General features: G+C 68.5%; 24 protein-coding genes. 7 read left to right on the top strand and 17 right to left on the bottom strand.

What is annotated here, in order from left to right; translation table 11 throughout:
* Positions 1-84 precede the first annotated feature (84 nt).
* Positions 85-939: a hypothetical protein gene (locus P3102_RS00755; RefSeq protein ID WP_276371568.1), complete on the bottom strand. Its 855-nt coding sequence runs from the start codon at positions 937-939 to the stop codon at positions 85-87.
* Between the two features lie 85 nt (positions 940-1,024).
* On the opposite strand from P3102_RS00755, the gene P3102_RS00750 reads away from it, so the two are divergent.
* A complete protein-coding gene (locus tag P3102_RS00750; protein ID WP_276365680.1) occupies positions 1,025-2,200 on the top strand; it encodes a homogentisate 1,2-dioxygenase domain-containing protein in 1,176 nt (391 codons plus the stop codon).
* 269 nt (positions 2,201-2,469) lie between these two features.
* Here P3102_RS00750 and P3102_RS00745 read toward each other — a convergent pair whose 3' ends face one another.
* Both P3102_RS00745 and P3102_RS00740 read right to left on the bottom strand, forming a co-directional pair.
* Positions 2,470-3,501 carry a hypothetical protein gene (locus P3102_RS00745; protein ID WP_276365678.1) on the bottom strand — a complete coding sequence of 344 codons (1,032 nt, stop codon included), beginning with the start codon at positions 3,499-3,501 and terminating at the stop codon, positions 2,470-2,472.
* Positions 3,502-3,577: 76 nt separating this feature from the next.
* Positions 3,578-4,585: a hypothetical protein gene (locus tag P3102_RS00740; protein ID WP_276365677.1), complete on the bottom strand. Its 1,008-nt coding sequence runs from the start codon at positions 4,583-4,585 to the stop codon at positions 3,578-3,580.
* 93 nt (positions 4,586-4,678) lie between these two features.
* Between P3102_RS00740 and P3102_RS00735 the strand changes: the two genes are divergently transcribed.
* The gene (locus tag P3102_RS00735; RefSeq protein ID WP_276365675.1) at positions 4,679-5,470 is read left to right on the top strand and encodes a DUF2470 domain-containing protein; all 792 of its coding nucleotides are present in this window, start codon (positions 4,679-4,681) and stop codon (positions 5,468-5,470) included.
* On the opposite strand, the gene P3102_RS00730 is transcribed toward P3102_RS00735, so the two are convergent.
* A complete protein-coding gene (locus P3102_RS00730) occupies positions 5,467-5,928 on the bottom strand; it encodes a PPOX class F420-dependent oxidoreductase (protein WP_276365674.1) in 462 nt (153 codons plus the stop codon). The genes P3102_RS00735 and P3102_RS00730 overlap by 4 nt on opposite strands.
* Positions 5,929-6,063: 135 nt before the next feature.
* Here P3102_RS00730 and P3102_RS00725 point away from each other — a divergent pair, with 135 nt between their 5' ends.
* The 3 genes from P3102_RS00725 (at position 6,064) to P3102_RS00715 (ending at position 8,797) form a co-directional block, all read left to right on the top strand.
* Positions 6,064-6,864 carry a CPBP family intramembrane glutamic endopeptidase gene (locus tag P3102_RS00725; RefSeq protein WP_276365672.1) on the top strand — a complete coding sequence of 267 codons (801 nt, stop codon included), beginning with the start codon at positions 6,064-6,066 and terminating at the stop codon, positions 6,862-6,864.
* Between the two features lie 13 nt (positions 6,865-6,877).
* Entirely contained in the window at positions 6,878-8,089 is a 1,212-nt protein-coding gene (locus tag P3102_RS00720) for an arginine deiminase (protein WP_276365671.1), read from the top strand.
* A 156-nt stretch (positions 8,090-8,245) separates the two neighbouring features.
* Entirely contained in the window at positions 8,246-8,797 is a 552-nt protein-coding gene (locus P3102_RS00715; RefSeq protein ID WP_276365669.1) for a ferritin, read from the top strand.
* A gap of 80 nt (positions 8,798-8,877) precedes the next feature.
* Here P3102_RS00715 and P3102_RS00710 read toward each other — a convergent pair whose 3' ends face one another.
* From P3102_RS00710 to P3102_RS00695, 4 genes are all read right to left on the bottom strand, one after another.
* Positions 8,878-9,723 (bottom strand): hypothetical protein, encoded by an 846-nt coding sequence (locus tag P3102_RS00710; protein ID WP_276365668.1) that lies wholly within the window; start codon positions 9,721-9,723, stop codon positions 8,878-8,880.
* Positions 9,720-10,232: a SigE family RNA polymerase sigma factor gene (locus P3102_RS00705; protein ID WP_276371567.1), complete on the bottom strand. Its 513-nt coding sequence runs from the start codon at positions 10,230-10,232 to the stop codon at positions 9,720-9,722. The genes P3102_RS00710 and P3102_RS00705 overlap by 4 nt, the downstream gene beginning before the upstream one ends.
* Positions 10,233-10,437: 205 nt before the next feature.
* Complete coding sequence (locus tag P3102_RS00700) at positions 10,438-10,791, bottom strand: DUF952 domain-containing protein (protein ID WP_276365666.1); 354 nt, start codon at positions 10,789-10,791, stop codon at positions 10,438-10,440.
* Positions 10,792-10,879: 88 nt separating this feature from the next.
* Positions 10,880-11,764 carry a DUF5926 family protein gene (locus P3102_RS00695; protein ID WP_276365665.1) on the bottom strand — a complete coding sequence of 295 codons (885 nt, stop codon included), beginning with the start codon at positions 11,762-11,764 and terminating at the stop codon, positions 10,880-10,882.
* A 215-nt stretch (positions 11,765-11,979) separates the two neighbouring features.
* On the opposite strand from P3102_RS00695, the gene P3102_RS00690 reads away from it, so the two are divergent.
* Both P3102_RS00690 and P3102_RS00685 read left to right on the top strand, forming a co-directional pair.
* Positions 11,980-12,273, top strand: coding sequence for a hypothetical protein (locus tag P3102_RS00690; RefSeq protein ID WP_276365663.1), 294 nt, complete (start codon positions 11,980-11,982; stop codon positions 12,271-12,273).
* Between the two features lie 72 nt (positions 12,274-12,345).
* Positions 12,346-13,515, top strand: coding sequence for a cytochrome P450 (locus tag P3102_RS00685; RefSeq protein WP_276365662.1), 1,170 nt, complete (start codon positions 12,346-12,348; stop codon positions 13,513-13,515).
* On the opposite strand, the gene P3102_RS00680 is transcribed toward P3102_RS00685, so the two are convergent.
* The 9 genes from P3102_RS00680 to P3102_RS00640 form a co-directional block, all read right to left on the bottom strand.
* Positions 13,512-13,820, bottom strand: a complete 309-nt coding sequence (locus P3102_RS00680; protein WP_276365660.1) for an antibiotic biosynthesis monooxygenase family protein — start codon at positions 13,818-13,820, stop codon at positions 13,512-13,514. The genes P3102_RS00685 and P3102_RS00680 overlap by 4 nt on opposite strands.
* A gap of 470 nt (positions 13,821-14,290) precedes the next feature.
* Complete coding sequence (locus P3102_RS00675) at positions 14,291-15,217, bottom strand: DUF4328 domain-containing protein (protein ID WP_276371565.1); 927 nt, start codon at positions 15,215-15,217, stop codon at positions 14,291-14,293.
* Positions 15,218-15,252: 35 nt separating this feature from the next.
* Positions 15,253-15,603 carry a rhodanese-like domain-containing protein gene (locus P3102_RS00670; RefSeq protein ID WP_276365659.1) on the bottom strand — a complete coding sequence of 117 codons (351 nt, stop codon included), beginning with the start codon at positions 15,601-15,603 and terminating at the stop codon, positions 15,253-15,255.
* 47 nt (positions 15,604-15,650) lie between these two features.
* On the bottom strand, positions 15,651-17,282 hold the full coding sequence (locus tag P3102_RS00665; RefSeq protein ID WP_276365658.1) for a cation acetate symporter: 1,632 nt from the start codon (positions 17,280-17,282) through the stop codon (positions 15,651-15,653).
* The gene (locus P3102_RS00660) at positions 17,279-17,650 is read right to left on the bottom strand and encodes a DUF485 domain-containing protein (protein WP_276365656.1); all 372 of its coding nucleotides are present in this window, start codon (positions 17,648-17,650) and stop codon (positions 17,279-17,281) included. The genes P3102_RS00665 and P3102_RS00660 overlap by 4 nt, the downstream gene beginning before the upstream one ends.
* Positions 17,651-17,762: 112 nt before the next feature.
* On the bottom strand, positions 17,763-19,553 hold the full coding sequence (locus tag P3102_RS00655; protein ID WP_276365655.1) for a cation acetate symporter: 1,791 nt from the start codon (positions 19,551-19,553) through the stop codon (positions 17,763-17,765).
* Positions 19,554-19,657: 104 nt separating this feature from the next.
* Positions 19,658-20,176, bottom strand: coding sequence for a hypothetical protein (locus tag P3102_RS00650; protein WP_276365653.1), 519 nt, complete (start codon positions 20,174-20,176; stop codon positions 19,658-19,660).
* Positions 20,173-21,009 carry a LytTR family DNA-binding domain-containing protein gene (locus P3102_RS00645; RefSeq protein ID WP_276371564.1) on the bottom strand — a complete coding sequence of 279 codons (837 nt, stop codon included), beginning with the start codon at positions 21,007-21,009 and terminating at the stop codon, positions 20,173-20,175. The genes P3102_RS00650 and P3102_RS00645 overlap by 4 nt, the downstream gene beginning before the upstream one ends.
* 145 nt (positions 21,010-21,154) lie before the next feature.
* Positions 21,155-21,286 carry a hypothetical protein gene (locus P3102_RS00640; RefSeq protein WP_276365652.1) on the bottom strand — a complete coding sequence of 44 codons (132 nt, stop codon included), beginning with the start codon at positions 21,284-21,286 and terminating at the stop codon, positions 21,155-21,157.
* Between the last annotated feature and the right edge of the window lie 200 nt (positions 21,287-21,486).

The following is a 21,486-nucleotide window of genomic DNA, read 5'->3' as shown; positions in this document are numbered from 1 at the left end:
GCCCTTCAAGAACCGACGACCCTCGACGGCCACGAGCGCCTTGGCAGCGCGATCGCGGCCGCGCGATGGACCACACGGCGATATTCACAGCAGTCCGAGTTCTCCGAGGTCGGCGACGGGCTCGTCGAACGACGCCGCCGCGTACGAGGCGAAGAGCCCGCGAACGGCCTTCGCGGCGGGCTCCGACATGCCCTTGGCCTCGGCGGCCAACGCGGCGCCGTCGGTCGATTCGAGGGCGGCCCGCACGTCGCCGCCCGAGAGGCACCGCGCGGAGGCGACGATCAGGTTCAGGAACCCGTGGTGGGTGAAGCCGCTCGACTCCTCGGTGTGCCGGACGGCGCGGTGCAGGCTGTTCGTCGCCTTGAACGACGCCCCGCTCGAGCCGCTGACCACCGCGAGGAAGTCGGCGACCTCGTCGACGCTGGGGAAGTTCTCGCCCGCCTTGCCGCCGCAGCGGATCTTCGGCCAGCTGCCGTGCTCGATCACCTTCCGCACCCCGTCCAGCCAGCCGACGCCGCGACGCGGTTCGACCACGCGGATGACGTCCTCGGGCACGAACTCGGAGACACGCTCCAGCCAGACCTCGTCGACGTCCGACGGCGCCGGCATCTCCACCATGCGCAGTGCGAGGATCTCGCTACGCGATTCGACGATGGAAATCGCCTTCGGGACCCCGCCGAGACCGGTGTCGATGATCAGCGACAGCGGCAGCGGTTCCTTGGGTTTGATCTTGATGAGTTCGGTGATGAGCTCGGGCAGCCTCGACGCCTGGCACAGGAACACACCGAGGACGCCGGAGTGCTCACCGGCCCTCGACGCGAAGTACGCACGCAGCGCTTCGGGCATGGACGCCTCGCCGGGCGGGAACAACGCCGAGTCGTCGACGAGCCGCGCGAACAGGGGAGGAATTCCTCGGGGGCCGGGTGGCGTGAGTTCCACAGCGCTTGACACGACTGACACGCTAGTAGCGTACGACATCAGGACAAAATCGTTCGCACAACGGACACGTTCCGGGGAGATTCCGATGCCTTACTACCGGCAGGTAGGCGAGATCCCGCACAAGCGCCACACCACGTTTCGCAAGCCCGACGGGGGCCTGTACGCCGAGGAACTGATGGGGGTCGAGGGCTTCTCGGCGGACTCGGCGCTGCTCTACCACCGCGGGCTGCCCACCGCGATCGTCGACGCCGTCGCGATCGAGGACGAACGCGGCCCGATCACCCCGAACCACCCGCTCAAGCCCCGTGCCTTCAAGACCCACGACCTCAAGTTCGGCGACGCCGACGCGGTCACCGACCGGCGACGGCTGTTCGGCAACGCCGACGTCACCATCGGCTTCGTGCACGCGACGCGCCCTTCGCCGCTGTACCGCAACGCTGCCGGCGACGAGCTCTTCTACGTCCAGGGCGGCAGCGCGACCGTGGAGACGATCTACGGCTCGCTGGAGGTCGGAGACGGCGACTACCTCGTCATCCCGACGTCGTGCACCTATCGGGTGCTCCCGCACGATGACGGCGGGGTCAAGCTGCTCACCATCGAGGCGCGCGGCCACATCGGCCCGCCGAAGCGGTACCTGTCGGCGAAGGGCCAGTTCCTGGAGCACTCGCCGTACTGCGAACGCGACATCCGCGGCCCGGCCGAGCCGCTGGTCGTCGACGGCACCGACGTCGAGGTCCTCGTGCGGCACCGCGCCGGGCTGACCCGCTACACCTACGCGACCCACCCGTTCGACGTCGTCGGCTGGGACGGCTGCCTGTACCCGTGGGTGTTCAACATCGACGACTTCGAGCCGATCACCGGCCGCGTGCACCAGCCACCGCCCGTGCATCAGACGTTCGAGGGCCCGAACTTCGTGGTCTGCTCGTTCTGCCCGCGCAAGGTCGACTACCACCCCGAGTCGATCCCGGTGCCGTACAACCACGCGAACGTCGACTCCGACGAGCTGATGTTCTACGTCCGCGGGAACTACGAAGCGCGCAAGGGTTCCGGGATCGAGATCGGCTCGCTTTCGCTGCACCCGTCCGGCTTCACGCACGGGCCGCAGCCCGGTGCGGCGGAAGCGTCGATCGGCGCCCAGTTCTTCGACGAGACCGCGGTCATGGTGGACACCTTCGCGCCGCTGGACCTCGGCGAAGCGGCCGACGCGTCGGAGGACCCCGGCTACGCGTGGACCTGGTCCGGACGCGGCCCCGGCGCGTGACGTCCACGCAATTGGTCACCTACTTGCGGCATTCGAAGACGCGCGCCGGCAGGTCATCACGCAAGTAGGTGACCAATTGCGCCGAAACGTGGCGGGGCAGGTACCGCCACGGCGGCAACGGTTCGGCAACACCAAGCCGGACAAGGGAAACCTCCGGATCATCGGTGTCCCCACCGCTGGAGGTCTTCATGGTCGTGGATTCCGGGCAGCGACGGCCTGGTCGCCAGGGCGGCCGAACTCTCGGCCGCCACCGGCGACGCGGCGCTCGCTCAGGTGAACCGGACGCGACCCAGGACGGCGTGGCCGGGGACGCCGGCGAACGTGGTGGCACCGCGGAACGGTTCGCCGAGGATCCAGATCTGTCGTGTGGCGAAGATGTTCGCGGCCAGCGCTGGGTCCACTTTGGACAGGAAGACGTCACTCCACCAGCCGTTGGGCCACTGGACCCGGCAGGCCAGGGTCGCCAGGCCCGAGGCGCCGATCTGGGGTGGCCGGTGGGGAACGGCGACCAGCTCGGTCCATTTCCCGCGCGGCTGCGGTTTCAGCATTCCCCTGACCGCCTCGGTCCCCCAGACCAGGAACACCACCGAATAGATCGTCAGGATGGCCACCCCCGAGCCGATTCTGGACACGTCTTCGACGACCGCGAAAACCTGGACCGTCGCGAGAAGCACGAAGACGAGCACCGCGGCCGCGAACACGACACGGATCCCACGGACGATCCGTTGCCGGTGCGCGATCAGGACCACGTCCTGTTCGGGCGGGACGACGCGCTGCTCGACCTCGTCCTGCCGCACCGCGCCGCCGGGCAGGTCCGGCACCACCTTCATCCGACGCGGCCAGAGGACTCCTGGCAACTGCAGGAACCGGCGTCCCTTCTCGTCGGGTCCGAGGAGCCACCCCCGCCGCTGTGCCTGGAGCTGGAGCCGGGCGGCTTTCGGCAGCCGGGCCTCGGCCCAGGCGAAATCCGCGTCGGGAAGCCGGAAGTAGACCTTCGACCCATCGGCGAAGAGACCTTCCGGCGGCAAGGACACTTCGCGGAACGGTGCCTTGCGCGCCAGTTCGGAGAAGGCCTTCCAGGGGATCGAGCGCCACAGCCCCCAGCCCACCACCGGCGTCGTGAGCACCAGGAACACCACCATCGGGGCGACACCGAGACGTCCGCTCAGATAGGCGGCGGGCACCCCCGGCGCGGCCAAGGGCACGACGATCCACAGGGCACGGGCCCCGCGCATGGCTCCCAGCACGGACCCGAGAACCGGCATCGCGACCGCCGGCTGATCGCGAAGTGGTTCGAGCACGCGGACGCGTGAAACTCCTGAATCGTGCATTCTTCCCCCAGGTTCCCGTCGGTAGATCGCGCGGGAACGGGGTCCGTTACCGGCCGAACCTGACCGGCCCGAAGACCGCGTGTCCCGGCACGCCGGCCTTCGCCGTCTTCCCCGCCGACGGCACGCCGATCACCCACAGCCGTCCGGTCGCGGCGATGTTCGCGGCCAGCGACGGATCCGATCCACCCGCCTGGACGGTGACCTCGCGGCCGTCGGGCAGGACCGTCCGGCCCTTCACCGTGACCATGCCGAAGAAGTTGACCGACGCCGGCCCGGACACGACGGCGAGTTCGGTCCACCGCGGCTCGGGCAGCTTCCTGAGCAGCACCAGGGCGACGATCGCATACCCGGCGGCGCCTGCCGCGCAGCCGTAGCCGAGCATTCGTGTGGCCCCGACCACGATGCTGTCCCGCTGCGGAAAGTCCGCCGACGTCCAGAATCCGAACGCGCTCGCGGCGAGCAGAATCACCACGCCGAGGAAGTAGTACGCCGAAAGCAGCCGCCGCTGCGTCGCGAGCATCCGGCCCGGCGACACCGGCTCCGCGATGAACGGGACCGAGCCCTTCACCGGTCTGTCGCGGAACACGCCGCGACGCGGGACGACGACCCCGGGCAGCACGACGAACCGCCCGAGCACCCAGAGCCGTCGCTGGGCCGCCAGTTGCGTGCGCAGCGGAGCGGGGAACCACACGACGAGCCACCGCCCGTCCAGGGGAACGTTGACGCGCGAACCGGCGACGAGGGCGCCGTCCAGCCCGTTCACCAGGCGGAACGGCCTGCCGGTGAGCTTCCGCATCGACGACGATCCGGCAACGGCTGAGTAGCCGAAGATGAGCGAAACCGGTGTCATGAAAGCAAGGAGGGCCGAGGGCACGGCGATCCCGTAACCCCCGGAGACCGCGATCACGACACCCAGCACCACGAGCAGTCCGGTCGCGACGGCGGTCGTCCCGATGGTCACGGTGTTGCGGTCGAGAAGGGGGGTCAAGACCGGCATGTTCTTCGCCGGAATCCCCTCGGGTGGTTCGAGCACCCGGATTCTGTGGTCTTCCACCTGGTCAACGTATCGGCGTGGGTGAGACGTGAGCCAGGCTACTTCCACTCCGCAGCCAGATCAGGTTAGGCTCGCCTAACTAGGAGGTGAGCCGTGACCACACCGACGTCCATTCGCCGCCCTCCGGCGCCGAATCCCGCGGAACGCGCGAAGACGATCGCCACCCGCAACGGCCCGGCGACGCTGATGTCGACCGCCGAACAGCGTGACCAGCCAGGACCCTGCGGCCGCGTGATCCCCGAGCTGCACCACGTGCACTCCAGCGGCAGCGTCAGCATCCTGTTGCCGGACGAGCACCCCCTGGTGAAACGCGCGCACGAAGCCCAGCGCGGCGAACTTGCGGTGATGGTCGAACTGACCGATCAGGCGCCGGTCGACCTGCGGGAACCCATCCGCGGCCTGCTGTGGATCACGGGCTGGCTCCGTCCGCTCTCGGAGGTCTCGGCGCGGGCCCGCGCGGTCTCCATCGCCGAGACCCGGCCGGACGAGCGGCTGCTGGACGTCGGGCACGGTCTGACGCTGCTGCGGTTGACCCCGGCGTCGCTGGTGCTCGCCGACGCCGAGGGCACGCATTCGCTCCGGCCGCACATGTTCAGCGCCGCGCCGCCGGATCCGTTCCACGACTACGAGACCGCGTGGCTGCGCCATCTGGAGACCGACCACGCCGACGTCGTCCGGCAGCTCGCCAAACACGTGCCCGCCGAACTGCGCGGCGGGTGGATCCGGCCGCTCGGGCTGGACCGCTACGGGCTGCGGCTGCGGGTCGAGGCCGACTCCGGCGACCACGACGTCCGGCTCGCGTTCTCGCGGCCGGTCGAAGGGCCGCAGCAGCTGAGCGGCGAGATCCGCCGCCTCGTCGGCTGCCCGTACTTTCCGCGGGGTTAGGCGAGTTCCGCCGGGAAACCGCCCTTGGCGATCGGCCCCCACGATTCGACGGTGACGCGGATGATGCTCTTGCCCTGCTCGACCATCGCTTCACGGTATTCGTCCCAGTCGGGATGCTCGCCGGAGATCGCGCGGTAGTAGTCGACGAGCGGCTCGACCGAGTCGGGCAGGTCGAGCACTTCGGCGGTGCCGTTCAGCTGGACCCACCGGTCGTTCCACTCGTCGGAGAGGACGCAGGCGGACACCTTCGGCTCTCGCCGGATGTTGACGACCTTCGCGCGCTTCGGGTACGTGGAGATGACCAGACGGCCTTCGGCGTCGACACCGCAGGTCACCGGGGAAAGCTGCGGACCGCCGTCGGCCTTGGTGGTCATCAGGATGGCGCGGTGCCGGGTGGACAGGAAATCGACGAGCGCGGCGCGGTCGACGGTCTCGTTGGTCGCGATGCTCCTGGGCATGACTCGACGGTAGCTCGTGACCGATCACCCGGCAGGGGCTGAAGGGAGCCATGCCCGCCGGTGACGTGGTGAAAGCTCCTTTCACCACGTGGGATGCGGCGAAAGCCTCCTTCGACGCCAAGGTAGCGTGCGGCAATGCGAAGCTGGCTGCGTCCCGAACGCCCGGCGCTGCCGGAATTCGTGGAGGATCCGGCGCGCCGCCGCGCGATCGTCCTCGAACTGGTCGTCGTCTTCGGCATCACCCTCGGCCTGTCCGGGTTGCGCAGCCTGCTGTCCCTGGTGGACTCGCTGCTGAAACCGATGCCGCTGGCACAACAGCAGGCCCAGCTGAACGTCCCCCAGGCGACGCTGAGCCTGGTCGACCTGCTCAAGCAGCTGTTGAGCGCCGGGCAGCTGATCGGCTGGGGCGCGCTCGGGCTGTACCTGGTGTGGCGGGGCGGGATGAAGCTCGCGGAGATCGGACTCGACCGGCAGCGTCCCGGCCGCGACGTCGTCCACGGGCTGCTGCTCGCCGCGGTGATCGGGATTCCGGGACTGGGGCTGTACTTCCTCTCCTACGGCCTCGGGTTCAGCCTGTCGGTGCAACCGTCCACTTTGGGCGAGACGTGGTGGCGTCCGATCACGCTGACGTTGTCGGCGTTCGGGAACGCGTTCGCCGAAGAGGTCCTCGTCGTCGCGTACTTGCTGACCAGGCTGCGACAACTCGGCTGGCGCGAGAACACCTCGCTGGTCGCGTCTTCGGTGCTTCGCGGGTCATATCACCTGTATCAGGGCTTCGGCGGTTTCGTCGGCAACGTCGTGATGGGCCTGGTGTTCGGCAGGCTGTGGCAGAAGACGAACCGGCTGTGGCCGCTGATCGCCGCGCACACCGCGCTGGATTTCGTCTCCTTCGTCGGATACGCGCTGCTCAAGGGGCGAGTTTCCTGGTTGCCCTAGTTAGGGTGGACCAGTGATTGACGAGACGACTCCACCCCGAGTTGACAGCGAAGTCGGCCCCCTGCGTGCGGTGCTCCTGCACAGGCCCGGCAACGAGCTCAAAAGGCTCACGCCTCGCAACAACGACCAGCTCCTGTTCGATTCCATCCCCTGGGTGGACCGCGCGCAAGAGGAGCACGACGCGTTCGCCGAGGTACTGCGCGGCCGCGGTGTCGAGGTGTTGCTGCTGGCCGACGCGCTGCGCACGGCTCTCGCCGACCCCCGTGCCCACGCGGCCGGCGTGCACGCGGCGGTCGACGAGCGGCGGCTCGGGCCCGATCTGGCCGATTCGCTCCGTTCCCATCTGTCGAGCGTCTCCCCGGCGGTGCTGGCCGAGGCCCTGATGGCGGGGATGACCTTCGAAGAACTGCCCGCCGCCGAAGGCGCCTCACTGGTCCGGCTGATGAACCATCCGCACGACTTCGCCGTCGATCCGCTGCCGAACCTGCTGTTCACCCGTGACTCGTCGGCCTGGATCGGCGACCGGGTCGCGGTCTCCTCGCTCACCATGCCCGCCCGCGTCCGCGAGACGGCGGTGCTGGACCTGATCTACGCCTACCACCCGTGGTTCCGTCACGCGTCCCGCGCGTACGGCGCGCATTCGGCGCCGATCGAAGGCGGCGACGTCATGCTGCTCTCGCCCGGCGTCCTGGCCATCGGCGTCGGTGAGCGGACGACGGCGGCGGGCGCGGAGTCGCTGGCGCGGTCGGTGTTCGCCGACGGGATCGCGCACACCGTGCTCGCCGTCCCGATCCAGCAGACCCGCGCGACGATGCATTTGGACACCGTCTGCACGATGGTCGCGGCCGACGCCGTCGTCATGTATCCGCTTTCCCGTGATTCGCTGACCGCGTTCACCATGCGGCCCACCGACGACGGTTCCGTGAAGGTGGAAGGCCCGGCGCCATTCCTCACAGCGGCCGCCGAAGCAATGGGAATCGAACGCCTCCGCGTCATCGACACCGGGCTCGATCCGGTCACCGCGGAACGCGAGCAATGGGACGACGGGAACAACACCCTCGCCCTCGCCCCCGGCGTGGTCGTCGGCTATGAACGTAATGTGGAAACCAACGCGCGCCTGGCGGAGGCCGGTATCGAGGTACTGGCGATCACCGGCTCCGAGCTGGGCTCCGGTCGCGGCGGCCCGCGCTGCATGTCGTGCCCGATCCGACGCGAAAGCATCTGAAACGGAAATGAAGTAAGCCTTCCCTCATCGATTTCGGTCGATGAGGGAAGGCTTACTTCATTGAGGTGAACCTATTATCGGTAATGGTAACCTAATAGGAGGCACATCACCAGGCAAAAGTGGAAATCGAATAGGTGATGACGTATCTTCGTACGCATGGCCCTCCTCAAAAAGCAACCGCGCTCGAAGTTCTACGAACTGCTGCAGGCGCAGATCCACAACGAGTTCAACGCCTCCCAGCAGTACATCGCGCTGGCGGTCTGGTTCGACGCCGAGGACCTGCCGCAACTCGCGAAGCACTTCTACAAGCAGTCCGTCGAGGAGCGGAACCACGCGATGGCGCTGGTCCAGTACATGCTGGACACCGACCACCACGTGGAGATCCCCGGCACCGGCGACGTGCGCAACACCTTCTCCGACGTCGCCGAGCTCATCGAGCTCGCGCTGCAGCAGGAGAAGGACGTCGCGACCGACATCCAGCAGCTGACCAAGGCCGCCCGCGCCGAAGAGGACTTCATCGGCGAGCAGTTCACGCAGTGGTTCCTCAAGGAGCAGGTCGAAGAGATCGCCCAGATGTCCACGCTGCTCAACATCGTCAAGCGCGCGAACGGCAACCTGTTCGAGGTGGAGAATCACCTGTACCGCGAGTCCATCGGCGACGGCGGCGCCGACTCGGGTATGCCCCCGGTCGCCGGCGGCGCGCTCTGACGCACTGACGCTCTCCCACCACCGGGAAACCCGGGCTCTCCCCCGTGGAGAAGCCCGGGTTTTCCCGTTCCGGGGATGCCTCAGCTGAACTGGCACTCCTGGTTGAGGCTGGTCAGCAGGATGCTGACGGCCGCCCCGTCGTCGGACACGAAGATCCGGTACGCGCTCACCGCGCTGGCCGGTGCCACGTAGGCGCTGCCGTCCTTGGTGCTGCCGGGATAGGCGGCGAGGATGTCCGCCTCGGTCGAACCGACGCCGATGCCCTCCGGGGTGTGCACCGTGCCCGCCGGGTTGATGACGGTGATCCCGTCGCCCTCGGTCAGCGACACCGACGTCGGACCCTGAACGGCCGCTCCCTCCGCGTAGCCGTAGGTGCAGGCGCCCCGGACCTCTTTGGCCCGCAGCGGACCGGCGATGGCCTCCGCCTCGGACTCGCTCATCCCGAGCCGGAGCTTGCCGAAGCCGACGGCGGTCAACAGCGCGCCGGAGGTCACTTTGCCCTGCGCGGGCGGCTTGGTGGCGGCAGTGCTCTTCGGCGGCTGGACAGGCCCGTCGGGGGCCGTCGAGGGCGGAGGCGTGGAAGCCTGGCTCGATGGTGCCGCCGCCGAGGACGCCGGCGGCTCCGGGCTCGGCTGCCCTGGCCGCCCCGAGCTCGACGAGGCCGCCGCCCCCAAGGTGAGCTGGTCACCGCTGGGGAAGGCCGCGCCGTTGTCCTTGTCGTGGATCGTGAAGATCGCGAGCCCGCCGCCCAGGATGACCACCGCGGCGGCCATCCCGCTCGTCGTCTGCATCAGCTGGCGACGTCGGCGGCGACGGCGGGCGCCCGCGACGATCGTCTCGGGATTCAGCGTGGAGCCCACGCCCAGCCGCTCATCCGAGAACAGGTCACGCAGCTTCTGCCGCACGTCCTCTTCGGACATGTTCATCCCGCTTCCCTCCCTTCGTCCTCGGGCTCGATCAGGGCGAGCTTCGTGCGCAACGAAGCGATCGCCTTGCTCGCCTGACTCTTGACGGTGCCCTGGCTGACCCCGAGCGAATCCGCGATCTCCGCCTCGGACAGCCCTTCGTAGTAACGCAGGACCATCACCGCGCGTTGCCTTGGCGGCAACGCGCGTAACGCCTGCCACAGCGGCTCGTGTTCGAACGGGTCCGCCGGACTGTACGGCTGGGTCTCCGGCAGGTCGGCGACCAGGTTCTCCCGTTTGGTCCGGCGCCAGCGGCTGATGTGCGCGTTGGCCATCGAACGGCGGATGTAGGCCATCGGATCGCCGGTCTTGTGCTGGACGTACGACCAGCGGGAACCGATCTTCTCCAGCACGGTCTGGACCAGGTCGGCGGCGTCGTGGGGATTTCCGGTGAGGGCGTGCCCGTACCTCAGCAGACCCGGCAGACCGGCCCGCACGAAGTCGCCGAAGTCGATGAGCTCACCCGGCACGTCGCTCTCCCGGCTCTCGCCGGACCACTGGACGTCCGTCGACGGCATGACCGTCGCGGCTGCGGTCACCGTATCGCCTCCTCCCGGCGTCACCCGGCCAGGTTCGCCTGGCTCACCTCTCCCGAAACGCATGACCGCCCCCACAGGTTGTCTTCTGCCGCGAACCACTTCGAGAGACGTCCGTTCCCCCGAGGAGCCGCTTGCTTCAGCGTCTCGACAGGGACTCGGGAATTCTGAACGAACCATCCCCCTGAACAGGGAATTCGTGTACGGCCACCACGGCGTTACGCGGTATCGGGCCGTGGACGTGCGGGAACCGGATACCGGCCGGATGCGGCGGGTCGCCGTCCTCCCAGACGACGGGCGCGCCGACGAGCGCCGGGTCGATCTCCAGCAGCACCAGATCGGTGCGGCCGGGGAACACGGCGTTGGCCGGGATATGCGCCGTTCCGGGGTCCGAGCAGTGGATGAAGCCGTCGGAATCGAGCGACGCGGCGGTGTAGACGCCGCCTTCGGGCACCGCCGCCCACTCGTCCCTCGTGCAAATATGGAGGATCACGCGACCATCCTCGCGCACTTCGGCACCTGGTTGCGGTGGTTGCGCTCGCAACCACCGCAACCAGGTGCCGAAGTGCGACGGGGTGGGGTCAGCGGATGGTGAGCTGACGGCCGATCAGGCCATCGCGCGAGCGGCGCTCGGCGGCGTTGAGCGGCTCGGCGTCGAGGGACTTCAGCGCGGCCTCGAGCCGGACGCCGAGCTGGTCCTTCGCGTCGGCCCACTCGCGGGCGTGGGCCTCGGTGTCGAGATCCCACACCGGGACGAGCAGCCCGTGCGCACGGAACGAACCGGCGTAACGCGAGCCCTCGCCGAGACCGAGTTCTCCGGCCGCCGACAGCCGCGCAAGCGCTTGCAGCAGCAGGTTTTCCGGCTCGGGGCGAACCCAGCGCAGGTGCGCCTTCTCACCGGCGAGCACCCAGTACGCGCCCGCGCCGAGGCGTTCGGTCGGCATGATCGCGGCGTTCGCGCGCTCGAGCGACAACGCGACGTCTCCACTCGCGTCGGCGTCCTCGGGGAGCCACCAGGCGAAGTCGTCGTAGAGCGTGACGTCGAGTTCGGCGTTCGCGTCGAGCAGGTCCTGGAGACGGGCCTTCTCGTCGGCGGTGGGCGGCGTCGTGGTGTCCGGCACGGCCAGCACGTCCCCCTCCTTGGCCTCCAGTACCCACTGCAGCGCCCGGCCGAGGTCCCGGCTGATGTCCGAAGACCGGGTCTGCACCTGCATCCCGACGTAACGCTCGCCGTCGGACCGGACGAACGCGGCCGCGGCCATCGGCAGCACCGTGCCGAGGGTGACCTTCTCGCCGGAGCCCGCCAGCGTGAGCGTCGCCGTCGCCGACGGGACGAACTCGCGCAGCGCGATCAGCTCGGTCTCCGCCGCGAGCCCCTCGAAGGGCTGGCCGACGAAGACGTCGCGCACCTTCGTCTTGCGGTCCGAGGTCGTCTTGGGACTCTTCTTGCGCGAACCCTTGCCCACGTCAGCCTCCTCAAAGCTCGGTTCGGAACGCTATCGCGGGACGGGCTGGAGGCTCGTAAGGCCCCCGCCCTTCCGGCGGGGCCGGTGACAAGACCTTTCGCGGATGACACCCGACTCCGCGCGATCGGCCCCCATCGGCCGGTTTCAGCGGCCGTTCGGGTATCACGGAAACGTGACCACGGAAGGTCGCCACCATCCGGACGATCTAATCGCGGGTGATCAGCCTGCCCTTTTCCCCGTACCTGGGCGAATACTCGATCATGGCGCTGATCGCGCCGACCACGAGAAAGGGAGCACAGATGAAGAACTCCAAGCGCCGGGCCGCGCTGGCCGCTTTGCCCGTGGCGCTCGGCCTGTTGGTGGCTGGCCCCTCGGTGGGCATGGCTTCGGCCGCGCCGCAGGCCGAGAAGAGCGACCAGGCACGTTGCCTGCTGCTCTGTTTCGGCCATCACCACCACTCTCATCATTTCCATCATCACCACGGCTACCCGGGCTACTGGCTGTACTGACAGCTCTGTGACCGCGTCGGGGTGGGCTCCCGGCGCGGCGCCGTCCCGGATCGGCAGAGTTACAGTCGGCGAGTGTTCGACGTCGCCGACCCGGCCTTCCTCGCGAATCCGTACCCGTCCTTCGCCGGCCTCCGCGAGCGCGGCGAAGTCCACCGGCACGAGGGCCTCGGCATCGCCGTAGCGGTGTCGCACGCGGCGTCGGCCGCCGTCCTGCGGCACCGCGCGCTCGGCCGGCTCTGGCAGGACGCGCTGCCGGTGGAGCGGTTCGCGTCGTTCAACCTGCTGCACCGCAACTCGCTGCTGGAAAACGAGCCGCCCGCCCACACACGGCTGCGGCGGGTGATCGCGGGGGCGTTCGGGCGCGGCCACGTCCAGCGGCTGCGGCCGATGGTCACCGAACTGGCGGACGGCATGGTCGACGGGCTGGCCGCCGAAATCGCCGAGACCGGCTCGGCCGACCTGCTGGCGCGTCTCGCGCAGCCGCTGCCGGTCGCGGTCATCGCGGAACTCCTGGGCGTCCCGGTCGAGGACGGACCGCGCATGGTCACCTGGTCGAACCACATCGTGAAGATGTACGAGTACGGTCTCGCCGAGGAGAAGCGCGACGCCGCCGAAGCCGCGGCCGCGGAGTTCGTCGACTACCTGCGTGACGTCGCGAAGCAGCGCGCGACCTCCCCCGGTGACGACATCGTCAGCGATCTCCTGCGCGGTGAACTCACCGAGGACGAACTGGTCGCGACCGCGGTCCTGCTGCTGATAGCCGGGCACGAGGCGACGGTGAACGTGATCGGGAACGGCGTCGACGCGCTGCTGACCCACCGCGACCAGTGGGAGCGGCTGGTGGCCTCGCCGAAGCTGCTGGACCCGTGCGTCGAGGAGCTCATCCGCTTCGACGCACCGCTCCAGCTCTTCGAGCGGACGGCGACCGCCGACGTCGAGATCGCCGGTTTCCGGGTGGCCGAAGGGGAGAAGATCGGTGCGCTCCTCGGCGCCGCCGCACGGGATCCGAAGGTGTTCACTCGGCCCGACACGCTCGACATCGGCCGCACCCCGAACGCGCACCTCGGCTTCGGCATGGGTATCCACTACTGCGTCGGCGCCCCGCTCGCGCGGGTGGAGATCGTGGCCGCGCTGGCCGCCCTGACGGCGAAACTGCCGGGCTTGAAACTCGCCGAGGCCCCGGAGCGGCGGCCCGAATTCGTCATCCGGGGATTGCGCTCGCTACCGGTCACCACGGGCTAGGGGTACTCGACGACCACGTCGTAGAGCGCGGCGTTGGGGGTCGCGACCTCCGCGGCGCGTTCGGTCGACGCCTTGAACACCTGGTTCTTGCCTGCCGCTTCCCAGGCTTCCTTGCTGTCGTAGTGCGTGACGTTGACGAGCTGGAAACGCGAATCCGGCAGCAGCGCCCGGTGGAGCTTGGCGTCACGGAAGCCGGGCGCGTCACGCATCAGCTTCGCGCGCTCGCGCCACGTTTCGACGAACTCGTCCACCTGGTCCGCGGGGATCTCGAAGACATTGATGAAGGTGACGCCGCCGTCGCTCATGCTCGCCAGTCTGGAACCTCCAGCGAACTGGAGGTCAAGAGTGACCTGGCTCACCACCGCCTGATGGTGATCGTCTTTTCGGCTGACCATGGCCATGAGCGGGCCGGCGTCTACCACGATCGGACGCGCCATCGGCCTTCGTTCGTTGCTGTCGTGAACTCAGGCGACATCTTGGCCGCGCACCACGGCCTTCACGCGCTCGGACGCATCAGCGGGAAGATCGAACATTCCCACGAAGGGCGGCAGCGTATACGGCTCGTCCACGACGGGCTCGGGCTTACGGATGCCATGACCGGGGTGCCTTGTCTTCAGTCCAGGAAAAGACCGCGCGCAGCAGACCTCGCCCGGCCGGTCTTCCCGGCGGGCAGGTCACACTCCTGCTGCTCGCTGCTCATACCTCCATGTTATCGAACGATCCGCTTCCAGCGGGGTGCGTGGATCCGCATTCAACGTTCAGGGGAAAAGTTGCGTCAGCGCATCGAAGAAGCCGGGCGTGCACGCCGGTCCGGGTCCGGAGCCCCCTCCACCTTCAGCACGCGAAGCAGCCGAAGCCGCTTCTCCACCACAGGCGCGAGCAGGCCCGACATGCGCTTCACGAGCAGCGCCGTCACCACCGCCAGCCCGGCCGCGGCCAGATCGGTCAGCGCGACCAGCACGACCCCGTCGGCCAGCGCCTGGACACCGTCACGGAACCGCCAGACGACGACGAGCCCGAGCAGCACCCAGTTGAGCATCCAGACGCCCCACCAGCTCACCACGAGCCTCGACGGCTTCGGCCGTGTTTCCCGCGTCCGGCGCAGGACGGCGTGTTCGAGTTCGGCGACGATCGGCAGCACCATGATCAAGTTCACCACCGGCACCAGCGTGAACACCAGCACCTGCCACTGCGGCCTCGGCGGCACCTCGCCGGAGGCGTCCGCGGCGGCGTGTCTCGCCACGAGCAACCACCACACGGTGAGCCCCGACGGCAGCAGCGAAAGGATCGTCGTGAGCAGGCCGGTGGTGATCACGAAACTGTCGGAGACCGAGACGACGGACGTCGACAACGCGGAGTCGCGGCTCTGCACGAGCAGCACGTAGCGCCAGATCTCCGACGCCGAAGCGGCGACGGCGAGGGCGGCGAAAGTCCACAGCACCGGCAGGAGGCTGCGCGTGATGACCCGCAGCCGCTCCCCCGCGGTGACCTCACCGGAGGCCGTCCCGGGAACCGCGGTCGGACGGCGCCAGACCAGGTTCGGGAAGCCCCATCGCGGCGGGACCGGGTACGACGGCGGGCCGGAGTAGTGCTCGGCCACGGGTTCGCGCCGACGCGGCCAGGCGCCGGGTGGCGGCGAAGCGACCCAGCGGACGCGATGACGCGCCGGCTGCCGCATCGGCGCCGGACGCACCGGCGGCACCGGTGTTCTCGGCGGATAGTGGCCTGGCTGCACGGTTACAGCACTTCGGGTTCGACGCCGGGATGCTCGCCGACCATCGGGCGTCCCTCCTGCTTCCAGGACCCCATCCCCCCGGCGACGTTCACCGCGTCCCAGCCGCTCGCGTTGAGCCACGCGGCGGCGCGGGCGGACCGGCCGCCGCTGCGGCAGATCACGTAGACCGGCTGGTCGTCGGGCAGTTCGTCGAGTTCGCCGACCCGCGCGGGCAATTCACCCATCGGGATGTGCTTGGCGCCCAGGGCGTGTCCGGCGGCCCACTCGTCGTCTTCGCGGACGTCGAGCAGCGCGACGCCGTCCTTCGGCAGGTCACGGACGGCGACGGTCGGGATGTCAGCAGGGCTCACCACGTCGCCATCCTCGCATCCCGTCCCGTTGCGCGCGCGTGAAGAGGCACTCAGTGCCGGACGGCCTTTTCGGCCCCGATGCCGGTGAGCGAGCGGACCTCCATCTCGGCGTACTTCTTCTGGTTGTGCTCCTTGGACAGCACCGTGCCGAGCCAGCCGAGGAAGAACGCGATCGGGATCGAGACGAGACCCGGATTGTCCAGCGGGAACCAGTGGAAGTCGACGCCCTGGATCATCGAAGCGCTCTTCCCGGTCTTCGCGTCGACGGGCTTACCCGACACCGCGGGCGAGAAGACGATGAGGATGACGCACACGCTCAGCCCGCCGTAGATGCTCCACAACGCTCCTTGCGTGTTGAACCGCTTCCAGAACAGCGAGTACAGGATCGTCGGCAGGTTCGCCGACGCCGCCACCGCGAACGCGAGCGCCACCAGGAACGCCACGTTCTGGTTCTTCGCGAGGATCCCGCCGACGATCGCGACCGCCCCGATCACCAGTGCGGTGATGCGCGCGACGCGGACTTCGCTGTCCGGGGCGGTCTTGCCCTTCTTGAGCACGTTGGCGTAGACGTCGTGCGCGAACGACGCCGACGCCGTGATCGTCAGCCCCGCGACCACCGCGAGGATCGTCGCGAACGCCACCGCCGCGATGAACCCGAGCAGCACCGGGCCGCCCAGTTCGAGGGCCAGCAGCGGGGCCGCCGAGTTGGTCGTGCCCGGCGCTTTCGCGATCACGTCCGGGCCGACGAGCGCGCCCGCGCCGTAGCCGAGCACCAGCGTGAACAGGTAGAAGACACCGATCAGCGCGATCGCCCAGACCACCGAACGGCGCGCGTCCTTCGCCGTCGGCACCGTGTAGAAGCGCATGAGCACGTGCGGCAGGCCCGCGGTGCCGAGGACGAGCGCGATGCCCAGCGACAGGAAGTCGAGCTTCGTCGTGCCGGTCTTCCCGTACTGCTTGCCCGGCCCGAGCAACGCTTCCCCGGTCCGGCCGCCCTTGTCGACGGCGGCCTGGAACAGGCTGGACAGGTTGAAGCCGTACTTCCCGAGCACCCACAACGTCATCGCGAACGTGCCCGCGATGAGCAGGACGGCCTTGATGATCTGGACCCAGGTGGTGCCCTTCATCCCGCCGATCAGCACGTACAGGATCATGATCACGCCGACGACGGCGATCACCAGGTCCTGGCCGAGGTTCCCCTCGATGCCGAGCAGCAGGTTCACCAGGCCGCCCGCCCCCGCCATCTGCGCGAGCAGGTAGAAGAACGAGACGGCGAGTGTGGAGACCGCGGCCGCGGCACGGACCGGGCGCTGCTTCATCCGGAACGCCAGCACGTCGCCCATGGTGAACTTGCCGGTGTTGCGCAGCAGTTCCGCGACCAGCAGCAACGCCACCAGCCACGCGACGAGGAACCCGATCGAGTAGAGGAAACCGTCGTAGCCGTTGATGGCGATCGCCCCGGCGATACCCAGGAACGACGCCGCGGAAAGGTAATCGCCCGAAATCGCGATCCCGTTCTGCGGCCCGGTGAACGCGCGCCCCGCGGCGTAGTAGTCGGACGCGGTCTTCGTATTCCTGCTCGCCCGGAAAACGATCACGAGCGTGATCGCGACGAAGATCGCGAAAATGGTGATGTTGAGCGCCGGATTGCTCCCCTGTACGCCCGCTGCCAGCGTATTCACCGTTCGGTCCCTTCGGCCTCATGCCGGATCTCGTCGGCGAGCGGATCGAGTCTGCGGTTCGCGTAACGGACGTAGAGGCCGGTGATCACGAAGGTGGACACGAACTGCAGCAGACCGAAGACCAGGCCCACGGTGATGTTGCCGAACAGCTTGGTGCTCATGAACCCGGTCGCGTAGTCGGCGAGCAGCACGTAGAGCAGATACCAGAGAAGGAACAGGGCCGAGACCGGGAAAACGAATACCCGGAGCCGCCGTCGCAGCTCGGTGAATTCCGGGCTCGCCCGCAGCTTTTCCCAGTCGGATTCCGGATCGGACCCGAGGCCTTGATCGGTCTCGTTCACGTCGGACCTCCCACCTGCCGCAACCATTCGCGATTTCGTGCTCACGGAAGATCATGCCCCTCTTGGGGCCCGAGAGGGGCAATCCATTTGAGTGAACGGTACGACTCTGCGTAGAGGTGTGCGACTCGAAAGAGTGAAGTTACTTCCGGTGACGGCCTTTACCGGTCTTCTGTGTCTTCGCTGTGTCCTCCCCGGCTTGGCCGAACCGGGCGACCGCGCGATCGCGCATGAAGCCGAGCGGATCGGGCGCGTGCAGCCGCAGCATCACGCCGTGGACGTCGTCCGGCCGCCCGTAGCCGGTCGCGCGGCTCACCACATAGGTGGTCAGGAACGCCGCGGGCACGGTGATCAGCGCGGGCTGGTTCGAGAACCACGGCGCCCAGCCGCCGGTGTACTTGCTGACGATGTTGACCACCAGCGCGGTCAGCACCAGCCCGCCGCCGACGAGCATGCCGGCCAGCGCGCCGGGCCAGCTGAGTTTCCGCCACCAGACGCCGAGCAGCAGCAGCGGACTGAACGTCGACGCGGCCAGCGCGAACGACATCCCGACCGAAAGCGACAGGTCCTCCGACGGCAGCAGCACCGCCAGCACGAACGGGATGAACGCCACGATCGCCGTCGCCACGCGGAAATCGCGGACGCGGCCGGGCAGGACGTCGGTGGACACGACCCCGGCCACACTCACCAGCAACCCGGACGAACTGGACAGGAACGCCGCGAACGCGCCTGCCGCGGTCACCGCGCCGAGGATCTGCCCCCCGAGGCCGGGGAGGACCGCGGACGGCAACAGCAGGACGGCGGCGTCGGTCTTCCCGGTCACCAGCAGTTCCGGGACGTACATCCGGGACAGCGCGCCCAGCAGCGTCGGGAACAGGTAGAACAGCCCGAGCAGCAGCAGGACGTGCACCGTGGTGCGACGCGCGGCCTTCCCGTCGGGGTTGGTGTAGAAGCGGACCAGGACGTGCGGCAGGCCCATGGTGCCGAGGAAGGTCGCGAGGATCAGCGAATAGACCTGCAGCAGATCGGTGAGACCGCCCGAACCCGGGCGGAGCCAGTCTCCGTTGGACGCGGGCGCGTCACTGACCACCGGGACCGGCGTGCCCGCGGTGAACTTCAGCGTCGTGTCCTTCGCGACCTTGTGCCCGGCCTCCGGCGTCCACACCGCGAAACCGTTGGCGCGCGCGCCTTCCACCTCCCCGTACGCCTCGAGCACGGTCACCGAGGTGACCTTCAGCGTGACGTCGGCCTGCACCGAGACCGTGGTGTTCTCGAGGAAGGTCGGCGGGGCGGGCTGCCCCAGCGGACGTGCGCTGCCCGGCGCGCCGGCGCCGAGGAACACGATGCACAGGATGAACGTCGGCACCGCGATGGCGAACAGTTTCAGCCAGTACTGGAAGGCCTGGACGACGGTGATGGCGCGCATCCCGCCCGCGATCACGTTGAAGCCGACCACACAGGTCACGAGGATCGCACCCGCCCACGCGGGCACCGGCAGGATCGTCGCCAGCGTCAGCCCGGCGCCCTGCAACTGCGGGACCATGTAAAGGATTCCGATGAACACCACGAAGGCCGTCGAGACCCGGCGCAGCATCGTCGAACCCAGCCGCATCTCGACGAAGTCCGGCAGCGTGTAGGCGCCGGACCGCCGCAACGGCGCGGCGACGAACAGCATCAGCGCGAGATAGCCCGCGGTGAACCCGATCGGGAACCACAGCGCGTCGGCGCCGTCCTTGAGCACGATGCCGGCGACACCCATGAACGACGCGGCGGACAGGTACTCGCCGGAGATCGCGGCGGCGTTGCGGCGGGACCGCACGGTGCGCCGCGCGACGAGGAAATCGTGCGTGCTGACGGCCGACCTCGAGGAACGATGCCCCAGGTAGAAGGTCAGGACCGCCACCAGCACGATGCCGGCCAAGGGCAGTGTCATTTGATCGCGCGGTCTCTCAGCGCCGGCGCGCTTCGAAACCGCATGCCTGAGTCGCCTTCACCTCGGTCCACCATCATCAGCTCTCAGTTCTCGGTCCTCGGCGGTCAGTTCTCGATCATGTCGACGAAGTCGCGTTCATGCCGTTCGGCGAGCCGGTTGTACCAGAGGCCGATACCGAACAGGAACGGGAACGGCGCCACCCCGAGAATCAGCCAGGCCAACGGAATGCCCACGACGACCACCCGCCCGAACGACGGGATCAAGTAGAACAGCACCGGAAGTGAACACAGCGTGACCATCACCAGCAACGCCAGCCAGGAAGCCGTCCGCAACTGGATCTTCACCAGATCCCGGACCAGCAGCTTGCCCCAGCTGGTCTGTTCTTCGAGTTCGACCCTGGCCCGCAGGGTGCTGGTGGCCTGCCGCGGATCGGCGAGGATCACCCGCTGCCGCTTGGGTTTCGCGTGGTGTTCGGGTTTGGCCTGCTCGTGCTTCGGACCGGACGGCGCACCCGGCACCGGCTCGACGGCGGCGCCCTCGGGCACCGCCGGTTTCCTGCTCTTGCCCAGCGTCGGGTCCGGCTCGCGAACGCCGTTGACGCGGCGGTAGAAGTCGTCGGTCACGTCGACCGGTTGGCGCCGACCAGCCTGTCCTTGAGCGCGCGCGTGTGGCGGCGGCTCACCGGCAGCACCTTCTCCTCGTTACCGATCACGACCTGGTAGCCGCCCTGGCCCATGCGCAGTTCGGTGATCAGCGGCAGCGAGACCAGGAACGACCGGTGGATCCGGACGAACCCCGCCTTCTCCCAGCGTTCCTCGAGCTGCGCGAGTGGAATGCGGACCAGGTGGCTGCCGTCGTTGGTGAACAACCGGGCGTAATCGCCCTGCGCCTCGACCCAGCGGACCGAGGACCGCGGGATCAGCTTCGTGGTGCCCGCGAGCTCGACGGGGATGACCTCGTCGTCGTTCTTGACCTGCCCCGGCCCGCCTTCCTGGCCGAACTTCGGCGCGGCGTTGGCGGCCAGTTTGTCCATCACGCGGGTGATCGCGCGGTCGAGCCGATCCTGCTGGTACGGCTTGAGCACGTAGTCGAGCGCACCGAGGTCGAAGGCGTTGACCGCCTCTTCTGCGTGCCCTGTCACGAACACCAGCGCGGGCGACGGGCGCAGCGCGGCGAACACGCGGGACATCTCCATCCCGGACAGCCCTGGCATGTCGATGTCGGCGAACACCGCGTCCACGATCGGCAGGCCCCGCGTCTTGCGGTCGGCCAGCCTCGGATCGTCCGCGGACAGCAGGCGCAGCGCCTCCGAAGCGTCGATCGCCGGATAGACCAGGGCGACGTGCGGGCTGTTCCGGAGACAGTGGACGAGTTCGTCTAGCCCTTTGGGCTCATCGTCCACCGCCAGGACAATGAGCTTCCGGGTGTCATCGTGAGCACTCACAGTGAGACGCATCCTGCCCATTGCCGGGTTCCTTGTCCAGCCCGCTGCCCGAAAGTCGAACGAAAAGGACGGCACCGGCCACCCCCGCGCCCGGGGTGGCCGGTGCCGTCATCTTTTTCGGTGATACGAACCGCCTCGCCGTGTCACACCTATCCCTTCACGGAGTGAAGGTGAACCGGTCGGCGCTCACGAAATCGGCGCCGGGGTGGCCGTGGTCGGCGTCGATGACCCGGTTCGCGCTCGACGTCGGCAGCGAACCCGCGGCGCCGGTGAAGTCACGGGTGAACACGGTGGTCCAGCCGGACGGCGAGCGCGATCTTCCCGCGGCTCGATCGGCTCCGGCGGGGAGAAGAAACGGACATCGGGCCTCCTCGTCACCACTGTCGAGGATTTGTTGCCGTTCGCAACAAAGCGGTATGTCCGTTATGAGACCTGGTCTGAACCACTTACGCCTACCACTGTTCGGGTGAACCGCTCCGGTCCGCAGCC

Source organism: Amycolatopsis sp. QT-25 (assembly GCF_029369745.1).
Classification (GTDB): Bacteria; Actinomycetota; Actinomycetes; order Mycobacteriales; family Pseudonocardiaceae; genus Amycolatopsis.
This window is presented reverse-complemented; position numbering and strand designations above follow the sequence as displayed.

Bases quoted from the DNA above. Each gene is read 5' to 3' on its own strand.
- P3102_RS00750 (WP_276365680.1), top strand. From the start codon at position 1,025: ATGCCTTACTACCGGCAGGTAGGCGAGATCCCGCACAAGCGCCACACC.
- P3102_RS00730 (WP_276365674.1), bottom strand. From the start codon at position 5,928: ATGCCCAGGAGCATCGCGACCAACGAGACCGTCGACCGCGCCGCGCTC.
- P3102_RS00725 (WP_276365672.1), top strand. From the start codon at position 6,064: ATGCGAAGCTGGCTGCGTCCCGAACGCCCGGCGCTGCCGGAATTCGTG.
- P3102_RS00715 (WP_276365669.1), top strand. From the start codon at position 8,246: ATGGCCCTCCTCAAAAAGCAACCGCGCTCGAAGTTCTACGAACTGCTG.
- P3102_RS00710 (WP_276365668.1), bottom strand. From the start codon at position 9,723: ATGAACATGTCCGAAGAGGACGTGCGGCAGAAGCTGCGTGACCTGTTC.
- P3102_RS00680 (WP_276365660.1), bottom strand. From the start codon at position 13,820: ATGAGCGACGGCGGCGTCACCTTCATCAATGTCTTCGAGATCCCCGCG.
- P3102_RS00660 (WP_276365656.1), bottom strand. From the start codon at position 17,650: ATGGTTGCGGCAGGTGGGAGGTCCGACGTGAACGAGACCGATCAAGGC.
- P3102_RS00655 (WP_276365655.1), bottom strand. From the start codon at position 19,553: ATGACACTGCCCTTGGCCGGCATCGTGCTGGTGGCGGTCCTGACCTTC.
- P3102_RS00645 (WP_276371564.1), bottom strand. From the start codon at position 21,009: ATGCGTCTCACTGTGAGTGCTCACGATGACACCCGGAAGCTCATTGTC.